This is a genomic window from Neolewinella aurantiaca, from assembly GCF_008014675.1.
GTDB classification, from domain to species: Bacteria; Bacteroidota; Bacteroidia; order Chitinophagales; family Saprospiraceae; genus Neolewinella; species Neolewinella aurantiaca.
Map to the genome: position 1 here is coordinate 60,842 of NZ_VOXD01000008.1, position 18,164 is coordinate 79,005.

Here is an 18,164-nt window from a genome sequence, read left to right on the forward strand (position 1 = left end):
CGAGGGGCAGACGGAAGAGCCGGCCTGCGCCAAAAAAACTTACTTAAGCTTCCTCACCTCACTGCCGGCCATCAGGAAAGCGCCCGTCCCGAAGTTTTGCCAGCTATCGACGGAAGCGGGGGCCGGGTCGAAACCGATGTTCTGAACCCAACCGACTTTGCCGTCAGCCTGCTGCACCCCCTCCAGGGCTTTCCAGGCTTTAGCGACAGCGGGGAGGTATTCCTTACGGTCAAGTAGTCCGTTATTGATACCCCAGGCAAGGGCAAAGGTGTAGAAACCGGAGCCGGATGTTTCGCCGTGGTCCCAGGCTTCTGGCTCGAGCAGGCTGACGCGCCACAGGCCATCGGCGGGCTGGATGCTTTTGATCTTAGCCGCCATTTCTTTAAAAAGGTTCACGTAGAAGTCGCGGTGCTCATAGTCTTTCGGCATGTCCTCGAGGATCAGGGCAAGGCCACCAAGAACCCAGCCGTTTCCGCGGCTCCAGAAGATTTTTTTACCGTTGCCGCCTTTACGGTCTTTAGGTGACCCGGTCCACAGGAACCGGTTATCGCGGGCAAAGAGGTTCTCTTCCTGATCGTAGAGCAGGTCGTAGGTTTCTTTATAGTACTTATGCATCTGGTCGAGGTACCGGCGATCGTTTTTCAGGTTAGCCCATTTCACGAGTACCGGCGGAGCCATAAACAGGGCATCACACCACCACCAGAGGGTTACCTTATCATCAGAGCGGGTTCCATCCCTCCATTCGTGTTGTTTGTAAAGGTGGTCCTCGATCCACTCAGCGGTCGGCTCACGGTTCACGACACCCGGTTTATGCTCATCCAGTACCAGGTAAGAATATGAAATCGCGATGTCATCCGCGTGGTAAAAACGCTCCCAGGTTTCCCATTTCGTACGATTCCCCATGTCTTCGATTGCTTGCAGAAAAACCGGATTATTCGTCGACTCGTAGGCCCGGGCAACACCGGTATAGTAAGCACCGTTGGTCCAGTCGGTGGGGTCTTTTGCGTATATAGGGTTGGCTTCCTGCCACTTCAAAGCATCTGCCATTGCGGTTTCGATCGCTGCTGGCGAAGCAATTTTGGGGGCGCTGCCGCAGGATGCAAAGAATAGGACGAGGAGCAATGGGAAGGTAAACTGATATACTTTCATTTAAGCTTGATTTGTAATGTTTATAAAGTGATCTTCTTCTGAAAACTGAAGTGATGATCGAAACCAATTCTATTCTGTGTTAAATATACACAGAAAAAATTACTGTTTCCATGATACCTCGATCCGTGTACTTAGCTGATCGACTATCTGCGGATATTGATCCGCCAGGTTCGTTTCCTCAAAAGGGTCTTCAGACAGATTGTAGAGCCGGACCACCTCCCCCGGCTTATTCTTTTCATCGGGGACGATTATCTTGTACGGGTCCGTAATGGCCATGCGGTAGAAAAGGCTGTTGTCTATGGTACTGAAGTCGTGAGCGTAAATTTCTCCGTACAATGTTTCACGCTTTGTCAGTGCGCTCTCATCCAGTACGTCGATACCATCCAGCCCCTCGGGGCGTTCCATATTCAGCATGCCCAGGACGGTAGGAACTATGTCCAGGCTACTGGCCAGGGAGCGGGTGTTGTACTGAGGTGCTATTTTCCCACTCCATTTGTAAATGATCGGTGTTTTCAGGCCATAATCGTAAGGGGATCGTTTGGATTTTTTGGTGTATCCTTCGGCGTTTTCTTCCTGTACCCACCCGTTGTCGCATACGTAGACAAAGAGCGTATTCCCGGTCAAACCCTTGCCGTCGATGTAGTCTATCAATTCGCCGCAGGTGTGATCGAACCATTCGCACATTGCCCAGTACCTGGCAACGTATTCGCTGGGAGCCAGAGGCAGGTATTTCTGGTAAAGGCTGTCCGGCGGGTTGTGGGGCCGATGAGGCAGGTAAGGCGCGTACCAAAGGAAGAACGGTTTTTCTTCCTCCAGGGCGTAATCGATATAATTGTAAAGGGTATCCATCCCTTTCCGGCCTATTTCCAGGCCATAATCGCCATGCCGCCCACCACGCTGCGGGTCACCATGCGTCATCCCCATATCGAAGCCGCCATTGGCGTAGTTCCCCAGCCACCATTTACCCGTCTGGAAAGACAGGTAACCCTTTTCTTTGAGCATATCGGGTAAGGTATTGAGTTGCCTGAAGTGATCAATTACCGGCCGGTAACGCTCAGACCGGATTTTTTTCCTTTCCTCTTTGTCCTCCGGCTTATCGTCGGGGAGCATCCGGTCGTTGCCCAGCACTTGGTGGCGGCGCGGGTATACTCCGGTTGCAATCGAGGCCAGGGATGGCGCACAAAGCGAAGTAGGAACGTAGCTCTGCACGAAGGTGAGTCCTTCATTGGCCAGCTTGTCGAGGTTGGGGGTGTTCAGCTGTCTATGCCCCATAAACCCGTAGTCCGTCCACGCCTGATCGTCGGAGATGATGAAAACAATGTTCGGTGCTTCCTCCCCGGCGGTGTCGCTGACCGCCTCTGTGGGTCCCCCGCAGGATCCGAAAAACACCAGGGCCAACGCCAGAAAGAATAAATGATGATGGGTTTTCATACGATTGGCTTCATTTGGGTGTAAAAAGTTGTTCGGCACCACCAGCAATGCTGAGATAAAGAGGCTGCGACGTTGAAACCACAGGTTCCTGGCCGGAGAAATCTATCGAAGCCGCCATATTTATTCCTTCTGCAGAACGAATCGATATTGCTCCCATTTGCAGGCTCTTCCCCTCTCCGATGTAGATCGATTGAAGCTTGTCGGAACGGTCGATCGTAACCACTGCATACCGTCCCCGAAAACTGAGGTCGAGGTAATGGGTTTTGTAACTCGTTTCCTCATCGGGGTCGTTGGGTAAGAGTACGTACTGGGTTATTTCGTCGGCCCGTTCGTTGCTCTTCACAATCATTCCCTGCCAAACCGGGAAAGGCCAGATGGTCTCTACCCGGTCGATGCTGTTCCTTCCACCAACAACGGGTTCGTAGAGGAGGGCGAAGGGTTTGTCCCACGCCGATCCTTTTTGCCGAATTACAAGGGTGGGTGAACGCTTTTTTCGGTAAGCCCGCGGCCCTTCGGTCAGGGGTGGCGAAGTGGCGGTCGTAAACTCCCGTTTGTCAACCAGAGGCATATGCGCCCACATTTCTACGGGTTCCGGACCGAGGCTGTCTGCGACGAAAACCGCCAGGGCGTCGTATCCGTATTCAGACGAAGTCTTTACGTCCTTGAAATAATGCCATCCCGGCTGGCGGTACACGCGGTTCTGACGCCATTCGGCATCAGCATTCGCCATGTACCGGTCCGGAGTAGCCGCCCGGTCAATTTCTCCATCCCGATCCATCAGGTATAACCGGTCCCCGACGTTGCGGTAGATATAGTCGTGGTACTGGCCGGGCAGCTCGGAATGTGAACGAAAAAGGTCGACGTAGAAGCCCGTCGAATCGGTCGTCCGTACAATGCCCAGCGTACGTTCCTGGTAGGCCTCGGCGGCGTTGCCAACGGTGTCCCGGAAAGACGAAGTCGTAAAACTGAAGTCGGGAGACACCGGGTTTTCCCCAGGTTCAGGTTCAGCGGCTATCCGTTGCACCTTGTCGGTCCCCAGGTTTACCCAGCCGTTGTCCGAGGTGGTTGCTCCGTTGACGATTACGGTATTGTTGCTGGCAAAAATGCGGTAATAGTTTTCGTGGATCTCGGTGCGGTAACGGGTACGTCCTCCTTTACTACCCTGCACAAAGCCCTTGCCGAAGAGCTCCATACCCATACCGGTGGCGTGGCCATGTACGTAGGCTCCACCGCCCACGAAGCCCATCAGTCCGTCTTCCGGTTTCCCCGATGGGCTCAGGTTCCGTTGCAGGGTGATCCCGGCAAAGGGCAGCTCGGCCGTAACGGGCAGAGGGTACTCACCGGCACTTCCTGGCACGTCAGCGGCAAACCAGAGGAGCTTCGTTGGCTCGCGGTACATGGCTGCGCCATAGCTCCGCTCCGCAGGTAGTCTGAACCGACGGTACCCGCCATTATTCACCGAGTGGTTGATGAGCGGACCGAAAACCTTCAGCAGTTCAGGGTTGCCTTCCCGCAGGCCGAGGTGATAGGCCATTTCGTAGCCATCCAGCATCGGGTGATATTCGCGGTGGCCATCGCCGAACAGAATCGTTTCTTCCCCACCCGGGTAGGTGAGGTAATAGGCCTCGGGCAGCGCTGACGTTACCTGCGGATACTTGCTCACCAATTTCAAATCCGGGTCGTGGTGAGACAGCATCGTGAAGAGATACGTAAGGAATTCCCCGACGTGCTGCGAGTAATTCAGGCTCTCGGGCCAACTGCCACCGTGGGCATCGTAAAAGGAGCCGATTGCAGGCAGCGCATCCTGGCGGGAGGTACTCTCCTTCAGGAAATAGTTGAGGTATTTGGCCCGCTCGGCGGGGTCGCTGAGGGCGAGGGCGTTGCCCACCAAACTGGATGCCTCCAGGATGGGCCAGTTGGTCCCGGTTCCGCCACGGTTGATTGCCAGTTCGGCGTAAGTCCGAAAGACTGCCTCGGCCGCAGCGAAGTCAAAGCTTATGCGTTCCTCCCGGCCGAGATCGTAAACCCGCCCCCCCGTGGTCAGCCAAGGCTGTACGAAATCATAGATGATGGGGATTTGCGCACCGATCTCCCGCGCTTCGCGCAGGTGGTCTTTGGTATAAATCCAACCAGCGTTGAAGAATTCGCTGTCCAGCGGTAGCTGTCGTACGGCTTGCACCACATTGTGCAGTACATCGGCAGCGTAACGTGCGTAGCGTTCCTCCCTGGTGAGAAAGTAAAGCACACCGCAGTCGATGGCGGTTTGAAGTTGATGGTGCAGTCTCGTCTGTTCTTCCCGCTCTTCACCGTCGAAGGAAGTGTAAGTTTTGAAGGGTGGAGTGCTACCCTCCGCGGCATCCTCCCGGGCAAGGGGGAGCTGTTGGAAATAAGCAGCGGGGTCGTTTCCCCAGGTTGCCAGGTCTTTCTCTACCCGGGCAGTAAAGGCTTCGTAATAACTGGCTACAGCCTCGTTGCCCGCAATCTTAGCGAGGATGGCCGGGCGCTCCGAGGGGCGCACCCAGATCATGGGGCGTTGCACTTCGGCAAGCTCACTTTGCACCTGCGTTCGCGCCGGATCGGAGACTTCCTCCCGCCCCATGTTCGCCGTTCCGCATCCAGCGGAAACGACCAGCGTAATACAGGCAATAATGTACTGCAAAATTGATCTTGGCATTAGTCGGCGATTAGTCTGAACTTTAATGTTTCGCCCTTTGCCGAAGAAGTTCCCAGCAAGACGGTGTAGTCTCCCGTTTCCAGCCCCTTTGTCATATCAAGACGGGTAAACGCGAGCATTTCAGGTGTGATTTTGAACGATACTGTCTTTGATTCTCCCGGCTGAAGTAAAATCTTCCTGAAAGCCTTGAGCTCTTTGGCTGGCCTCGTCACCGATCCGATTTCATCGGTCAGGTAGAGCTGAACAACTTCCTTGCCCGCCATACTGCCCGTATTGGTCACTTTTACGCTGGCCGTGATCATACCGGGCACCGTTAGTGTCGGGGCCGAAACCTTCGCATTGGTGTAGGCGAAACTGGTGTAGCTTAGTCCGTGCCCGAAGGGGTACAACGGCCCGTTTTCCATGAATAGGTAGCCTTTTTTATTGTTGATGCGTTTGCCGCTGTAATGGAAAGGCAGCTGACCGATAGTGCGCGGAATCGTCACCGGAGATTTTCCGCTGGGGTTGGCTTCACCGAAGATCATTTTCGCCATCGCTTCATCGCCGAATTCACTGAGGTCCCATCCGTCCAGTATCGCATCGGCGTGCTCGGCGAAGCCGGTAATGGAGAGGGTTCTGCGGTGGGTAAAGACGACAATGGTCGGTTTCCCGAGCGCCTTCACACGACGCAGAAGTTCGTTTTGCGGCCCCACCGGATCGATGCTGGCGCGATCACCGAGTGCGCCGTTGAAGAAGGCTTCTTTGGAGGTGTGCTCATCTCCGCCAAGGAAGAGAATATTAACGTCGGCCTCGCGGGCCAGCTCTACCAGTCTGTCGACGCCCGCGGCGGTTTCCGTATTTACCCGTGGCACCGATTTCTGCTCGTCGGTGAGTTTGAATCCCTGCTCGACAATGTAGTTTTTGTAGGGCATAATGTTCTGGAAGTGCGTGCGGGTTTTCTCCCGTAAAGCCGGACCGAGCAACGCGATGGTTTCCACGGATGCTTCGTCAATCGGCAGGGTGTTGTTGTCGTTCTTAAGCAGGATGATGGATTCTTCGTCGGCCTCGTGCGCGAGGGCCAGACTAGTAGGCATCCGCACCCGTCGCTCTGTCTCCCGAACGTCTACGTACGGGTTTTCGAACAGTCCCAGGATCATCTTCGTGCGCAGCACCCGCCCGGCGGAGCGGTCGATCAGTTCGATGATTTCGGGCTGCTCCCGTGCGAGTTTTGGCAACAAAGCGTAGGCATCATCGGCGTAAAGGTCAACGTCCATTCCGGCCGTCAGGCCGAGCAGTGCGGCGGCATCGGCCGATTCGGCTACGCCCATGAAGTAGAACAGCCGTCCGATGTCGTTGGCGTCGGAAACGGTGTAGCCTTTGAAGCCCCACTGATCGCGCAATACATCGGTCAGCAGCCAGGGGTTGGCGTGGCTGGCAACGCCGTTGAGGTCGCCGTGGCTGGCCATGATGCCCAGGGTTCGGGCTTCTTTCACCGCTGCTTCGAAGGGCGGGAAGATTTCGTCGATCAGCGTGCGTTCGCTGATCTCGATGGCGGCGAAATTCGTACCGCCCAACACCTGTCCGTAACCGGCGAAGTGCTTGGCTACCGCACCGATGTGGGTTCCGTTACCCAGCCCGTCGTAGTTGCCCTGCACGCCGGTGATGGCGGCAACGACGTTCTCTTTCACGAGGTAGGTGTCTTCTCCGAAGGCCTCACTCATTCGCCCGAAACGTGGATCCCGGACGACATCCGCCTCCGGGCTGTGGCACATGTGCATGCCCCGCAGGCGGGCTTCGTTGCCCACCACCAGCCACTGCCGGTGGGTAAGCTCAGGGTTAAAGCTGGCCGCCGAGGTGATCGGCCGGCCGAACTTCGTGCAGCCCTCGGCATCCACTCCGTTGTACGACTCGGTCACGAACAGTGCCGGAATACCGAAACGGTTCTGCTCGATGATGTATTTCTGCAGGGCGTTGTTCCCCTTTGCCGCCGCTACGGGCGTATTGTGCTCGCCAGGATTCTTGATGCCGGCAATACCGATTTTCAAGCGCTCCTTTACGTCGTCACTCATCGTCAGGTTACCCTCTTCGTCGATCTCGACACCCTTATTGGCGTGGAAGATGCGCATCTGCATCACCTTCTCCTCCACCGTCATTTTACTGAGGAGGTCAGCTACGCGTTCTTCGATGGAGCGGTTAGCGTCCTGGTAAATCTGACTTGGTTTCTGAGCGCAGGCGGAAACGCTCAACAGCAACAGTAAAAGAGTGGTAAATCGTTTCATTTTATTTTTTTGAATGTGTAGACAAACTCCTTCGGGTCTCTTTCAGGCGGGGCCGCAGGTGCATGGTATTTCCCTCCCGGCAGCATTGCTCCTGAGCATGGTCAAAAGCTTCCGTTCTAGAAGGAATTGACATTCACTTCCAGGACGTTTCTACCCGGTAACAACTGCACGTACCCAAACGCGAGGTTCTCTTGCTTACCGTTCAGGCTGAGCGCCTGATTTTCCTTAAGGTTGAGCTTAAATTCAGCCACCATATTTGCCGGAACATCAATGGTGTACACTTCTTTCCTACCGTTTACATACTGGTATTCTCCCGTGATGGGCCCACGCAGCGTAGGGACCTTGATTGTGCTGTTTTTCAGGCTGCCCATTGCCGGGCGGATGGTTGCGACGCCGTAGCCCGGCGTTTTCGGCTGAATGCCCCACAATTGGCGGGGAATGATGTTGGCCGGCACAGCCCCCCAGGCGTGGTTCCAGTCCAGGTTCGGTTTGTACTTGAAGCCCCAGGCTTCCAGGGCAACCGTAGAGCCTTCCCGGATCATGTTGTACCAGTTGCGGTCTCCGGTAGAATCCGCCATCATTTCCAGGGCGTAGTCTTCCATCTCCGCTTCATAAAGGGCTTCCATTAGGTACTGCGCGCCGTAAACGGAGCAGGCCATGCCCCGGCTTTTGATGTATTCGCCTACGGATTTCTTGTACTCATCGGGCACCATCCCGAACGCCAGGGGGAACATATTGGCGTGCACCGAGCTATGGTCGGTGCCTTCACCATCAACGTAATACCCTTTCTCCCGGTCAAGCATGGTACTGTTGACTGCCTGCCTTGCGCGCAGCGCAAGGATGTTGAACTCAAGCGCATCATCGGGCTTGCCGAGTATCTCGGCGAATTCAGCCATGATGAGCATGTTCTTGTAGAAGAGAGCGTTGATGACCGTGTTGTTGGGCATAAACACAAAGCCGTCGCGCTCTCCGGTCACTTCCGGATTACCCTGCCAGTTGGCGGATGGCCAGTCTACGATGTCGCGCAGTTTATCCTTCCGCTCACCGAAGCCTAGTTTCTTCATCAGTTCGGGTGTCACCCGCGACGAACTGACCATATTGTCTTCGCCTACCAGATCCACGAGGGTTTTGTGTTTCAGCTTGTCGTAGTATTTGCTGATGAGTTCGGTATTGCCGGTGTACATGTAATCGGCGTGGAACATCAGGGCAACGTGTTGCTGCCACTCGGTGGGCCAGGTCGGGTATTCCATAAAATACTCGATGGTGCGACGGCCGATGGCGTATTCGCGGTCGGTAGCGTAGTGGCTGAGTTGCTGCAGGTAAGCGTCGGCTTCGTAGGGGATACGCTCCCGGTCGCCGTCTACGTAGAGCCCGGCAAAGGAGGTTGCCTTCATCGTGTAGCGGCACATTTCCCATACCTGGTTCAGGATGTCATTGTCGGAAGTGAAGTAGCTGGCGTCATCGTCCCAGTAAGTGTAATAAACCAGTTGGGTAAGGTCCTCGCTTTCAAAACCACGCTTTGCACCCGCGGCCGCGCCCATAATTTCCGCATACCGGAAGGGCATCAGTACCGGAAAGCTGTCCGGCAGTTGTACCGCGAGGGGTTTGGTGTTGCGCGCATCGGGCACGAGGGGCAGCAGATAGGTGTGCGTCCCTTTCATCACGGGCAGTTCAACTTCCTGGGCCCGGATGTGGCCACCGGGGTTCATCTCGATCTTGCCGTCCGTGAGCTTTTCGCCAATGCGGATGGTAAGGGAGCCTTTCCGTTTGGCGGTGTAGGTGAGTTCCATATTGGCGAAGCCGTGCTTTCCGAAATCTACGAACCAGGCGTCATCGCGACGTTCAAATTCAACTGGCTTAACCCGGTCCATCTGGAAGATATTTCCGGTAGTCAGGTATTTTCCTCCCGGGCTCCCCTTCTTGTCTGCGCCGTCACTGGAAAGCGCGATATAGTTACCGGTCTCTGTATCTACCCCGCGGAACTGCTGGGCTTTGGAGTACCGCGAAAGCCGGTTGACATCGTCCCAGATGCGCACTTTCCAGAAGTATTCCTTTTTGGCGTCGAGGGGAGGGCCCTTGTATTCGTTGTTGAAATTGCGCCGCTCTTTCACCTTTTTACTGTTCCAGACATCACCGTAGTTGGCGTCGATGTTTTCTTTCGAAGAAGCCACCAGGATCTGGTAAGCGGCCTGAAATCCGGCTCCTGCCGGCACCACCCAACCGAATTCGGGAGATGGATCACGGAGGACCACCGTGGCCGGTTCGCGGATGTATTCAACCGACAGTTCCGTCGGAGCGGCAGAGAAGTCATCGCTGTACGCAGCGATCAACTGGTTGCATTTTTTACGGAGGGCCAGAAGTACCTCACGTTGTTCCGGCCGGCCCGCCAGGTTATTGATTTCCTGAGGATCGTCGTTGAGGTTATAGAGTTCTTCGGCGCGCTGATCGTCTACGTAGCGGAAATATTTCCAGTCTTTGGTCCGGACTCCCTCGCTGGGAGGAATATTGTCGAAATCCCAGATGTGTTCGATCAGGACAGTATCACGATCGGTCAGTTTTTTGGTTTTACCGTTTACTACCGGGAGCAGGCTCTGGCCCTGGTAGGTAGCGGGTTTTTCGGCTCCGGCAAGGTCGAGGATTGTTGCCGGGACGTCGATGTTCAGCGCCATTGCGTCGATATCGATGTGTTGCTCGTTTCTGGGGTCGAAGACGATGAGCGGAACGCGGACGGAGTTATCGTACATGAGCCATTTACCCGCCAGCTGGCGTTCGCCGAGGAAATAACCGTTGTCGCCCATCAGGATGATTACTGTATTGTCTGCAATGCCTTTGCGTTCCAGCTCTTTACGTAGTTTACCGATCTCGAGGTCTATCCCGGAGAGCATCCGGTAGTACCCCTTCACGCTGTGCTGGTACTTTTCCGGCGTATCGTAGCGCCAGGTCCAGCGGAGGCGGTTGAAGCCATCGCGTACCGGTTGGGGCAGGATGTCAAAGTATTTTTGGGCGCTGAGCGCGGGTGCAGGGATGGTTGTAGAAGCAAGGAGTGGTGCGGTTGTTTTTTGCCAGAAATACTGGTCTTTGGCACCGTCGTGGGCGTGCGGAGCACTGAAGTTCAGGGCCAGGCAAAATGGTTCTTCATTGCCGGCATTCTTGTCAATAAAGTCGAGCCCCTGCTGACCAGTATAACGGGTAAGGTGGACGGTATCACCGTCGATGGTTTTATAAAAATAGCCTCTGCGGTCTTTGAAAGCGTTGTTGCGGTCGTAGGTCTCGTACTCATCAAACATCTTCGCTTCGCCTTTGTAGCGGACGCCGTATTTACCGTAAAAACCGGTATGGTAGCCCGCATCGCGCAGCACTTTCGGGTACGCCTGGTCCATGTATTCATCACGGATGTCTCCGGTCTGGAAGTTGAAGCGGTGGGTTCGTTCGTACACTCCGGAGAGGATACTGGCTCTGCTGGCGGCGCAGATGGGCGTAGTGACCATTGCATGGTTGAAATAGGCACCTGTCTCAGCCAGCTTGTCCATTTCGGGCGTATGGATCAGTTCGTTACCTGCATATCCGATTGCGTCGAAGCGCTGGTCGTCGGTCAGGATGAATATGATGTTCGGCCGGTCGTCGGTAACCTCTTGCGCGTTAAGGACCTGCCCTGCCGCAATGGCAACAAATAACAGCAGGAGACTTCGGGAGATATTTGGCATGATTGGATATAGGTTGAAATGCAAAGCTACAAGTGCATTGAACACGCACAGAAGCATGGGACGGCCCCGTTCGCTGTTCTTCCGTAGCAAGGAAAACAGGTAAAACGGACCTGTCCTTAAGTGAGGTCTGACCGGGGTATTTCACCTCCGGTCAGACCTTGAAAATAATCGATCAAAATAGCATAAAGCTCATACAAACTCTTAGGATAGGAGGGAGTGACCAGTTAGTATGGTCTGTTCCGGACGTAATCCCGGACATGGTGCCCGACGCCGTTACTGAAAATATAGTTGTGTTGGCGAACCTGAGTGCCGCGGCTGTTTCCAGGTAGTCCGTCTGCGCGGTTAATGTTCAAACGGAAGCGTTCATCCCGGTTCACCGAAATGCGGCCCTCATCTCCGGGAATCAAAGTTTGGAAAAAATAATCTACAAGAAGTACGGGAAGGGCTTCCGGGCCCTGATCGACGTAGTCCTCGACGATATGATAGCGCAAAATGGTGCGAAGGCGATCCAGGCCTGCCTCGTCGAGGCTATCGACGGCCGTAACGCCAAGAAGTTGAAAAATTTCTCCGTTCGCAGTGAAGGCTTCGTTGTTCAACATCAGGAAAGTACGGCGATCACCAGAATCGCTGTATTCGTCTTCCAGACCTGTAGCTTCGATGGCGCTGACCATAATATCGAAGTTGGCATTGTTGTTTCCTCCGATGGAAGCGTCGCTGCGCATCCATTCAAGCACGGTTTGGTCCTCAAAAGTAATGAGTTCACTGATTTCCGGTTCGAACTCAAATTTGGGTTGTACCGGCAGGTCGCAGCTTGTAACGCAGCAAAGCATTATGAATATAGCAGACAACCCACGGAGTGTGGCAAAAGTATTTTGCATGATTGTATTAAATTGAAAAATTGATAAAAGCGGGTCCTTAGTTAGTAGCCGGGGTTCTGCGTCAGGTTTTCGTTATCGATCAGGTGGCCTTCCCATACAGGGAACAGCAGGCGTTCATCCGTTACCTGTCCGATGGTATCCAGTGCTACGTTCACCTTGTCGGTCATACGCAAATCCCACCAGCGATCACCTTCGGCAAAGAGTTCAAACTGGCGCTCATCGAGGATAAAGTTTTCACGGCCGTCCATATCGTCTCCCATATCTTCTACTGTGACCGGGGGCAATCCTCGGGCGTTACGGACCTGTGTGACGAGGGCAGCGGCGGCCTCCGGGTTGTCCAACCTGTTTTCGGCCAGGGCTTTCAGCAACAGGATACCAGCGTAGCGGTATACAGAGATGTTAGTATCATCATCGTTGTTGCTGAAGTTGATCTTGTTGTACTTGGCCACCCGGGCTTCGCCAATCGACCGGTCTTCTCGTGTGAGATAGTAACGATAATCTCCGATCAGAGTATCGGCTCCCACCACCACCATAGGCGGATCAAAATCAGGGTATTTAGCGGTCCAATCTTCAACCGTAACGGGGAATTTTTCGATCCACTTAAATTCTGCCTGAGGAGAAATAAAGAAAGAGGGAACACCCGCGAAGAAGAGGGAGTAAATACCCGAAGCTCCGTTACCATCCTCAAGGATATCGTAACGTATGCTGAAAATGAGTTCAGGGCCCGTCTGGAACTTTCCTAAATTGAGGTCATTGAGGAACAATTCCTGCCAGGCACTTTCACTTGTGACCAAAGAGTATTCATTGAGATCAATCAGTTTCTGCATTGCTTCGTTAGCCTTGGCATAGTCTTTTATCCACATGTATACGTGGGCCTGGAAGGCTAACACACTGGCTTTTGAAAAGCGGAATTCGCGTGAAGGGATGGAGATCAATTCTTCTGCACGCAGCATATCGGGAATGACGACATCGTTGAGTAGCGTCTGCCCGTCGGTTTGGGGCCGCTTGAGGTCCTGATCCAGACCGGTAACAGGTTCAGTGTACAGCGGAGCACTACCCCAAACACGCACCGCGTCGAAGTAAGCGTAAGCGCGCATGGCGTATGCTTCTCCCAAGAGGTTGTCGTCAACTCCCGAAATGTCGGGGATTTGCTGAATAGCCAGGTTCGCCCGGCCGATCATGAGGTACAGATCATTCCATCGCAGCACACTGGAATTACCTGGGGTAAGGTTATTGGTCACGAGTTCACTGTTAGCCCCGGACACACGGTCACTGGCGATGTGATTGTCGCTGCGGAACTCTCCCCACAAATAATGCTTTGTGCGGTAAGCTTGCTGCATGGCGTCATAGGTCGCAGCGATACCGCTTTCCACGTCACCAGCAGTTTGCCAGAACTGTGTTTCTCCAACCTGTGAAAACGGTTGTTCGTCAAGGAATTCGTCACAGGAAACGAAGCCCAGTGATAAAGATATAATAGCGAGTACCGAAAGTACTTTGTTTAAATATTTCATTTTTGTTTACTTATCAGCGTTAACTAATGGGTGCGACAGGTTGACTTAAAAGCGTGCCTGAATACCGAAGATGTATTCGGTTTTACTGGGGTAACGAAGGAAGTCATAACCTGGCTGAAGGGCATTTCCACGAGTATTAATTTCGGGGTTGTAGCCGGTGTATTCCGTCCAGGTTACAGGATTGTTCACCGCCAGGGTGATGCGCACATTGCTGATCCAGTCGGCTTTACTCAATAGTGATTTCGGCAGGGTGTATCCGGCACGGATACTACGCAGCTTGATAAAATCACCGGAGCTAACCATTTGAGAACTGGGGTTTATACGGTTTTGTGGACGGCGACGGTCCATACTTGGCCATTCCGTCACGTCTCCTTGCTGAGTCCACGCACCTTCGATGCGTTCGGGGCTTGGGGTACGGCCAAAGGAGTTATTATAGTTTCTGAGCTGATCGTAAGCGCGGAAGATGTCATTGCCGAAGTTATAGTCGAACAGAAAGGAAAGGGACACGCCGGCGTAGGTGAATTCATTGAAAAAACCACCGAATACGTCTGCGTAGCCGTTTCCGATCACCTGACGGTCAAACGAGTTGATAGTAAAGTCACCATCCAGATCATCCCAAATGATGTCTCCACCCCGAAGAACGGTATTACCGAAGCGGAGCTGGTTTACTTCACCGGTAAATTCAGCACCATTGAGGGTATAGTTCACAAAGCCTCCGGCATCATCGAAATTGGGCGTTAACTGCACACCTTCGTTTGTGAATGCATTTGATTCATCGTAGGCAAACACGCCATTGTACACATAGCCAAACATGTTACCAAGTGGCTCACCTTCCTTGATGATAAAGTTACCCGACTCGAAGCCATCATCGTCAGCGAGGTCCAGTACCTTATTGTCATTGGTAGCGATGTTGAAGCTGGTGAACCATTTGAACTTGCCGGTATTGATGGGCGTACCGCTAAGCGTGAGCTCAACACCAGAGTTTTCAATCGAGCCAATATTTTGAATTACGCCACCAAAGCCGGACTCTTCGGGAAGGGGTACATTATAAAGCAGATCATCGGTGGTTTTTCGGTAAACATCTATAGTTGCTGCAGCGCGACCATTGAAGAATTCCAGATCTACACCATAGTTGACCTGCTTGGTGCTTTCCCAGCCCAGGGCCGGGTTAGACAGCTGCGTCGGGGCAACCCCGTTTACACCGTTATAGATAAAACCAGGACTGTAAAGAAGACGTGCATCATAATTTCCGATCCTTTCGTTACCCGTTACGGCGTAGCCTACACGTAACTTGAAGTCTGAGATCGTGCTACGCAGACCATCCCAAAAAGGTTCGGCCGAAACGCGCCAACCAGCAGAAACAGAAGGAAAGTTGCCGTAACGACGGTCGGAACCAAACCGAGATGAGCCATCTCGACGTACAGTACCCGCAATGAGGTACTTACCATCGAAATTGTAGCTCAGGCGGCCATAGAACGAAGCCAGCGCATGGCCCTGGCGGGTTGATGTAGTATTTGCGAGGTTTAGCTCAGCAACGTTGTTGAAGGTTTCCACCAGATCCGATGCAAAAGATACAGCCTGAAGGCGGGAAAACTCGATGTTCCACTTCTGGATTTGTGTTCCGGCCAAAGCCGAAATGCTATGCTTCCCAAAATTCTTCTTGTAAGTCAGGTAATTTTCCTGCTGAATATCGTGAGTAAGATCCTGGAGCTCTGAGCCCGTAGCCGGGTTGCCGGGGCGTTGTACGATGAGCGGATCGAAATTGTTCCGCTTCCGTAGGCGGAAGTTCACACCTACGGTAGACCGGAGGCTTAACTCCGGTGTAATCTTAAACTCAAGGAAGTTGAAGAGGTTTGTCCGGAAGTTGCGATCATCACGGCGCGTTTCGAGTGCTTCGGCAACGGGGTTCTGCCGGCCGAATGTCTCAGGGAACAGGTCTCCGTTAAAATCGCGTACAGGCAGGTAGGCAGGGCGTTCTGCCAGTTGGCGGAACACGGAACTTTCATTGAGACCTTTACGAAACTCGTAAGAAGCATTCAGACGCGTTCCTGCACTAAACTTCTTCCCCAGGTTAAAGTCTACGGTAAGATTGGTGTTGTACCGGCGGTAAGAGCTATTGAAAACGATTCCTTCTTCGTCCAGAAAACCGGTATTCCAGTAGAATTTAGTTTTTTCACCACCACCACTGACAGCGAGATTCGTCTGGTTACGAACAGCCGTCTGCGTCAGCAAGTCCTGAATATCAACCTGTTGTTGAAAACGGGTACTGAGGGAGTCTGCGTCTGTATCACTCGGTTCCCCGCCGTTCCGGCCGGTTTCGAAGAGTTGGCGCTGGCGCGTATTAGCTACAGGAAGAAGACGGTAAAGCTCCCCAACGGTCGTGTTGTGAGTCACCTCAACGGAAACCTTCCCGCTTTCTCCTTTTTTAGTTGTGATGATAACCACACCGTTGGCTGATTTAGAGCCATAAATAGCTGCCGAAGCACCATCTTTCAAGACTTCTATTGAAGCAATGCTGTTTGGGTCCAGATTGTCTATGTTCTCCAGCTGTTGCCCGTCTACTACATACAACGGGCCGACGCCACCGGATAAGGTTGAAGTACCCCGGATACGGATATCCGTTCCCTCTCCCGGACCACCGCCGCCAGTAATCTGGACACCGGATAAACGGCCCTGAATTGCATCAAAAGCACTTACGGGTGTGTTCTGGGCAATGTCCTCCGTCTTGATGGATGCGATCGATCCAAGAACATCCCGCTTGCGCTCCGTCCCGTAGCCGATTACAACGATTTCTTCCAGTAGTTCCGCATCGCTCTCGAGTGTTACGTCGATTACCGTTTGGGTGCCAACTTCGATTTCCTGAGACGCAAAGCCAGTGTACGAAAAGCGGATTGTTTTCTCCTTGCCCGAGACAAGGGTGAAGGAATAGCTTCCATCGATATCCGTGACTGCTCCGCTGGTAGTACCAATCTGGATTACACTCACCCCAATGAGCGGTTCACCGTCTCCGGAAGTTACCGTTCCACTCACCCTTTCCTGGGCTCCGACGATAAAACTGAGAAGGAAAAAGCAACCGAATGCTATGGTACGGAGGAAGAAACCTCCCGATTTTCGCCTCCGGTCAGGAGTCGACTTTAATTCATTTTGCATGACCTAGTGATTTGAAATAAAACTGAAAAAGTATCATAAACCAAGGGCTTCGAATTTACCCGAATTCCTCCGTTATGGTCGTAAAGCAAATAAAAATGAGCTTTCCAAACCATCCTGTACCATCCTGTTTTCGCTTCTGGCGGCGAAAAAAACATGCATTTTAAGTGTTAAAATTGTGTTTTCATCGCTGCTTTTTGTGTCAAATAGACACACTTGTTGAAAATTGGGTTCAATCAGGACCAAGTAAAAGCCACCATTTTCAGAGCACAACCGAGACCCTGAAATCAAGGACTACATCACTAAAAATGTAATCAAAAACATTAAGTGTGTTCAAATGACACAGAATTTCCTATATTCGCCTTATCATTCTGTTGTTTTTACGATACAGTTCTCAACTTATCATCATGCAATCCTTTTTACAAAACTGCTGCAGCCTCCTTTTTCTGGTTGCGATTACCTGTGGCTGCCAGCCTTCAAATCCGACCGGGAACAGCGATACCGAACAACCTGACACCGGTTCTCACCTAACTCAGGCCTTATTGCTGATCCAAAAGATGCCGTTCGATCTCAACGATAAGAACAAAGTAGACGGCCCCTACCAGCAACGTAAACAAGTTACGATACCCTCCGACCTGCCCCCGCAAAATAAATGGGTCATGTTTGAAGGCCCCGTACTAGAGAACGACAAGGTCGCCTACCGTTTTTACGCCGACAGTCGTCACCGTTTCGATATTTATGGCAAGAGAGTTCCTGACCTGGTGATGGATACCGTAAGCTGGAAATACCACGACATCATGGATTGGGGGTCTGATATTCTTAAGGTAGGCAACTCTCTGGGGCTCGGCAGCCCTGCGGTATATTTCCAGGACAGTGTGTATACCTTTTCCAACTGCGACACCAAGACCATTGAAGTGATCGAGACGGGCGGAGAAAAATCCATGATCCGGACGACCTTCAAAGGCCTCCTGATCGGTGGAAAAACAATGGACATTGTACAAGACTGGACCATAGAAGCAGGAGATTACTATTCCACTATCGACTTATATATGCCGGAGGGAGTGAAGTTGCCAGACGGAATGCGGTTCGCGACCGGGATTGTCAGCCTCCTGCCGGAGGTTACGTCCGGCACGGCCAACGGTTTTGACTACCTGATGAACTGGGGCAAACAGAGCTTCCACAAAGAAGGTATGGGCATGGCCGTAATGGCAAAGGCAGAATACGGACCTCAGGCTATTGAGGACGAACTCAGTCACCTGCTTGTTTTCGATGCGACCGAAAAGGTTAGCTATCGCTTTATGGCGGTTTGGGAACGCGACCAGAGTCAGACAACAAACGCCACCGACTTTAAAGAGATGGTAGAAGCTGCAACAAAGTAAAACTACTTTGGGCAGCCCTTCGTCCTGGAACTG

At 52.9% G+C, this 18,164-nt stretch carries 9 protein-coding genes; 1 reads left to right on the forward strand and 8 read right to left on the reverse strand.

Features of this window, described 5'->3' with window-relative positions:
- Positions 1-39: 39 nt before the first annotated feature.
- From FUA23_RS06915 to FUA23_RS06950, 8 genes are all read right to left on the reverse strand, one after another.
- Positions 40-1,149, reverse strand: coding sequence for a glycoside hydrolase family 88/105 protein (locus tag FUA23_RS06915; RefSeq protein WP_147930001.1), 1,110 nt, complete (start codon positions 1,147-1,149; stop codon positions 40-42).
- A 99-nt stretch (positions 1,150-1,248) separates the two neighbouring features.
- Positions 1,249-2,580: a sulfatase family protein gene (locus FUA23_RS06920; protein ID WP_147930002.1), complete on the reverse strand. Its 1,332-nt coding sequence runs from the start codon at positions 2,578-2,580 to the stop codon at positions 1,249-1,251.
- Positions 2,581-2,590: 10 nt separating this feature from the next.
- Complete coding sequence (locus tag FUA23_RS06925; protein WP_147930003.1) at positions 2,591-5,254, reverse strand: hypothetical protein; 2,664 nt, start codon at positions 5,252-5,254, stop codon at positions 2,591-2,593.
- Complete coding sequence (locus FUA23_RS06930) at positions 5,254-7,512, reverse strand: glycoside hydrolase family 3 N-terminal domain-containing protein (RefSeq protein WP_147930004.1); 2,259 nt, start codon at positions 7,510-7,512, stop codon at positions 5,254-5,256. The genes FUA23_RS06925 and FUA23_RS06930 overlap by 1 nt, the downstream gene beginning before the upstream one ends.
- Positions 7,513-7,628: 116 nt before the next feature.
- A complete protein-coding gene (locus tag FUA23_RS06935) occupies positions 7,629-11,216 on the reverse strand; it encodes a sulfatase-like hydrolase/transferase (RefSeq protein WP_147930005.1) in 3,588 nt (1,195 codons plus the stop codon).
- Between the two features lie 224 nt (positions 11,217-11,440).
- Positions 11,441-12,094 carry a fasciclin domain-containing protein gene (locus FUA23_RS06940; protein WP_147930006.1) on the reverse strand — a complete coding sequence of 218 codons (654 nt, stop codon included), beginning with the start codon at positions 12,092-12,094 and terminating at the stop codon, positions 11,441-11,443.
- A gap of 41 nt (positions 12,095-12,135) precedes the next feature.
- Positions 12,136-13,605 carry a RagB/SusD family nutrient uptake outer membrane protein gene (locus FUA23_RS06945; RefSeq protein ID WP_147930007.1) on the reverse strand — a complete coding sequence of 490 codons (1,470 nt, stop codon included), beginning with the start codon at positions 13,603-13,605 and terminating at the stop codon, positions 12,136-12,138.
- A gap of 45 nt (positions 13,606-13,650) precedes the next feature.
- Positions 13,651-16,755, reverse strand: coding sequence for a SusC/RagA family TonB-linked outer membrane protein (locus tag FUA23_RS06950; protein WP_147930008.1), 3,105 nt, complete (start codon positions 16,753-16,755; stop codon positions 13,651-13,653).
- A 404-nt stretch (positions 16,756-17,159) separates the two neighbouring features.
- On the opposite strand from FUA23_RS06950, the gene FUA23_RS06955 reads away from it, so the two are divergent.
- Positions 17,160-18,131 (forward strand): DUF4861 family protein, encoded by a 972-nt coding sequence (locus FUA23_RS06955; RefSeq protein WP_147930009.1) that lies wholly within the window; start codon positions 17,160-17,162, stop codon positions 18,129-18,131.
- Positions 18,132-18,164 lie beyond the last annotated feature (33 nt).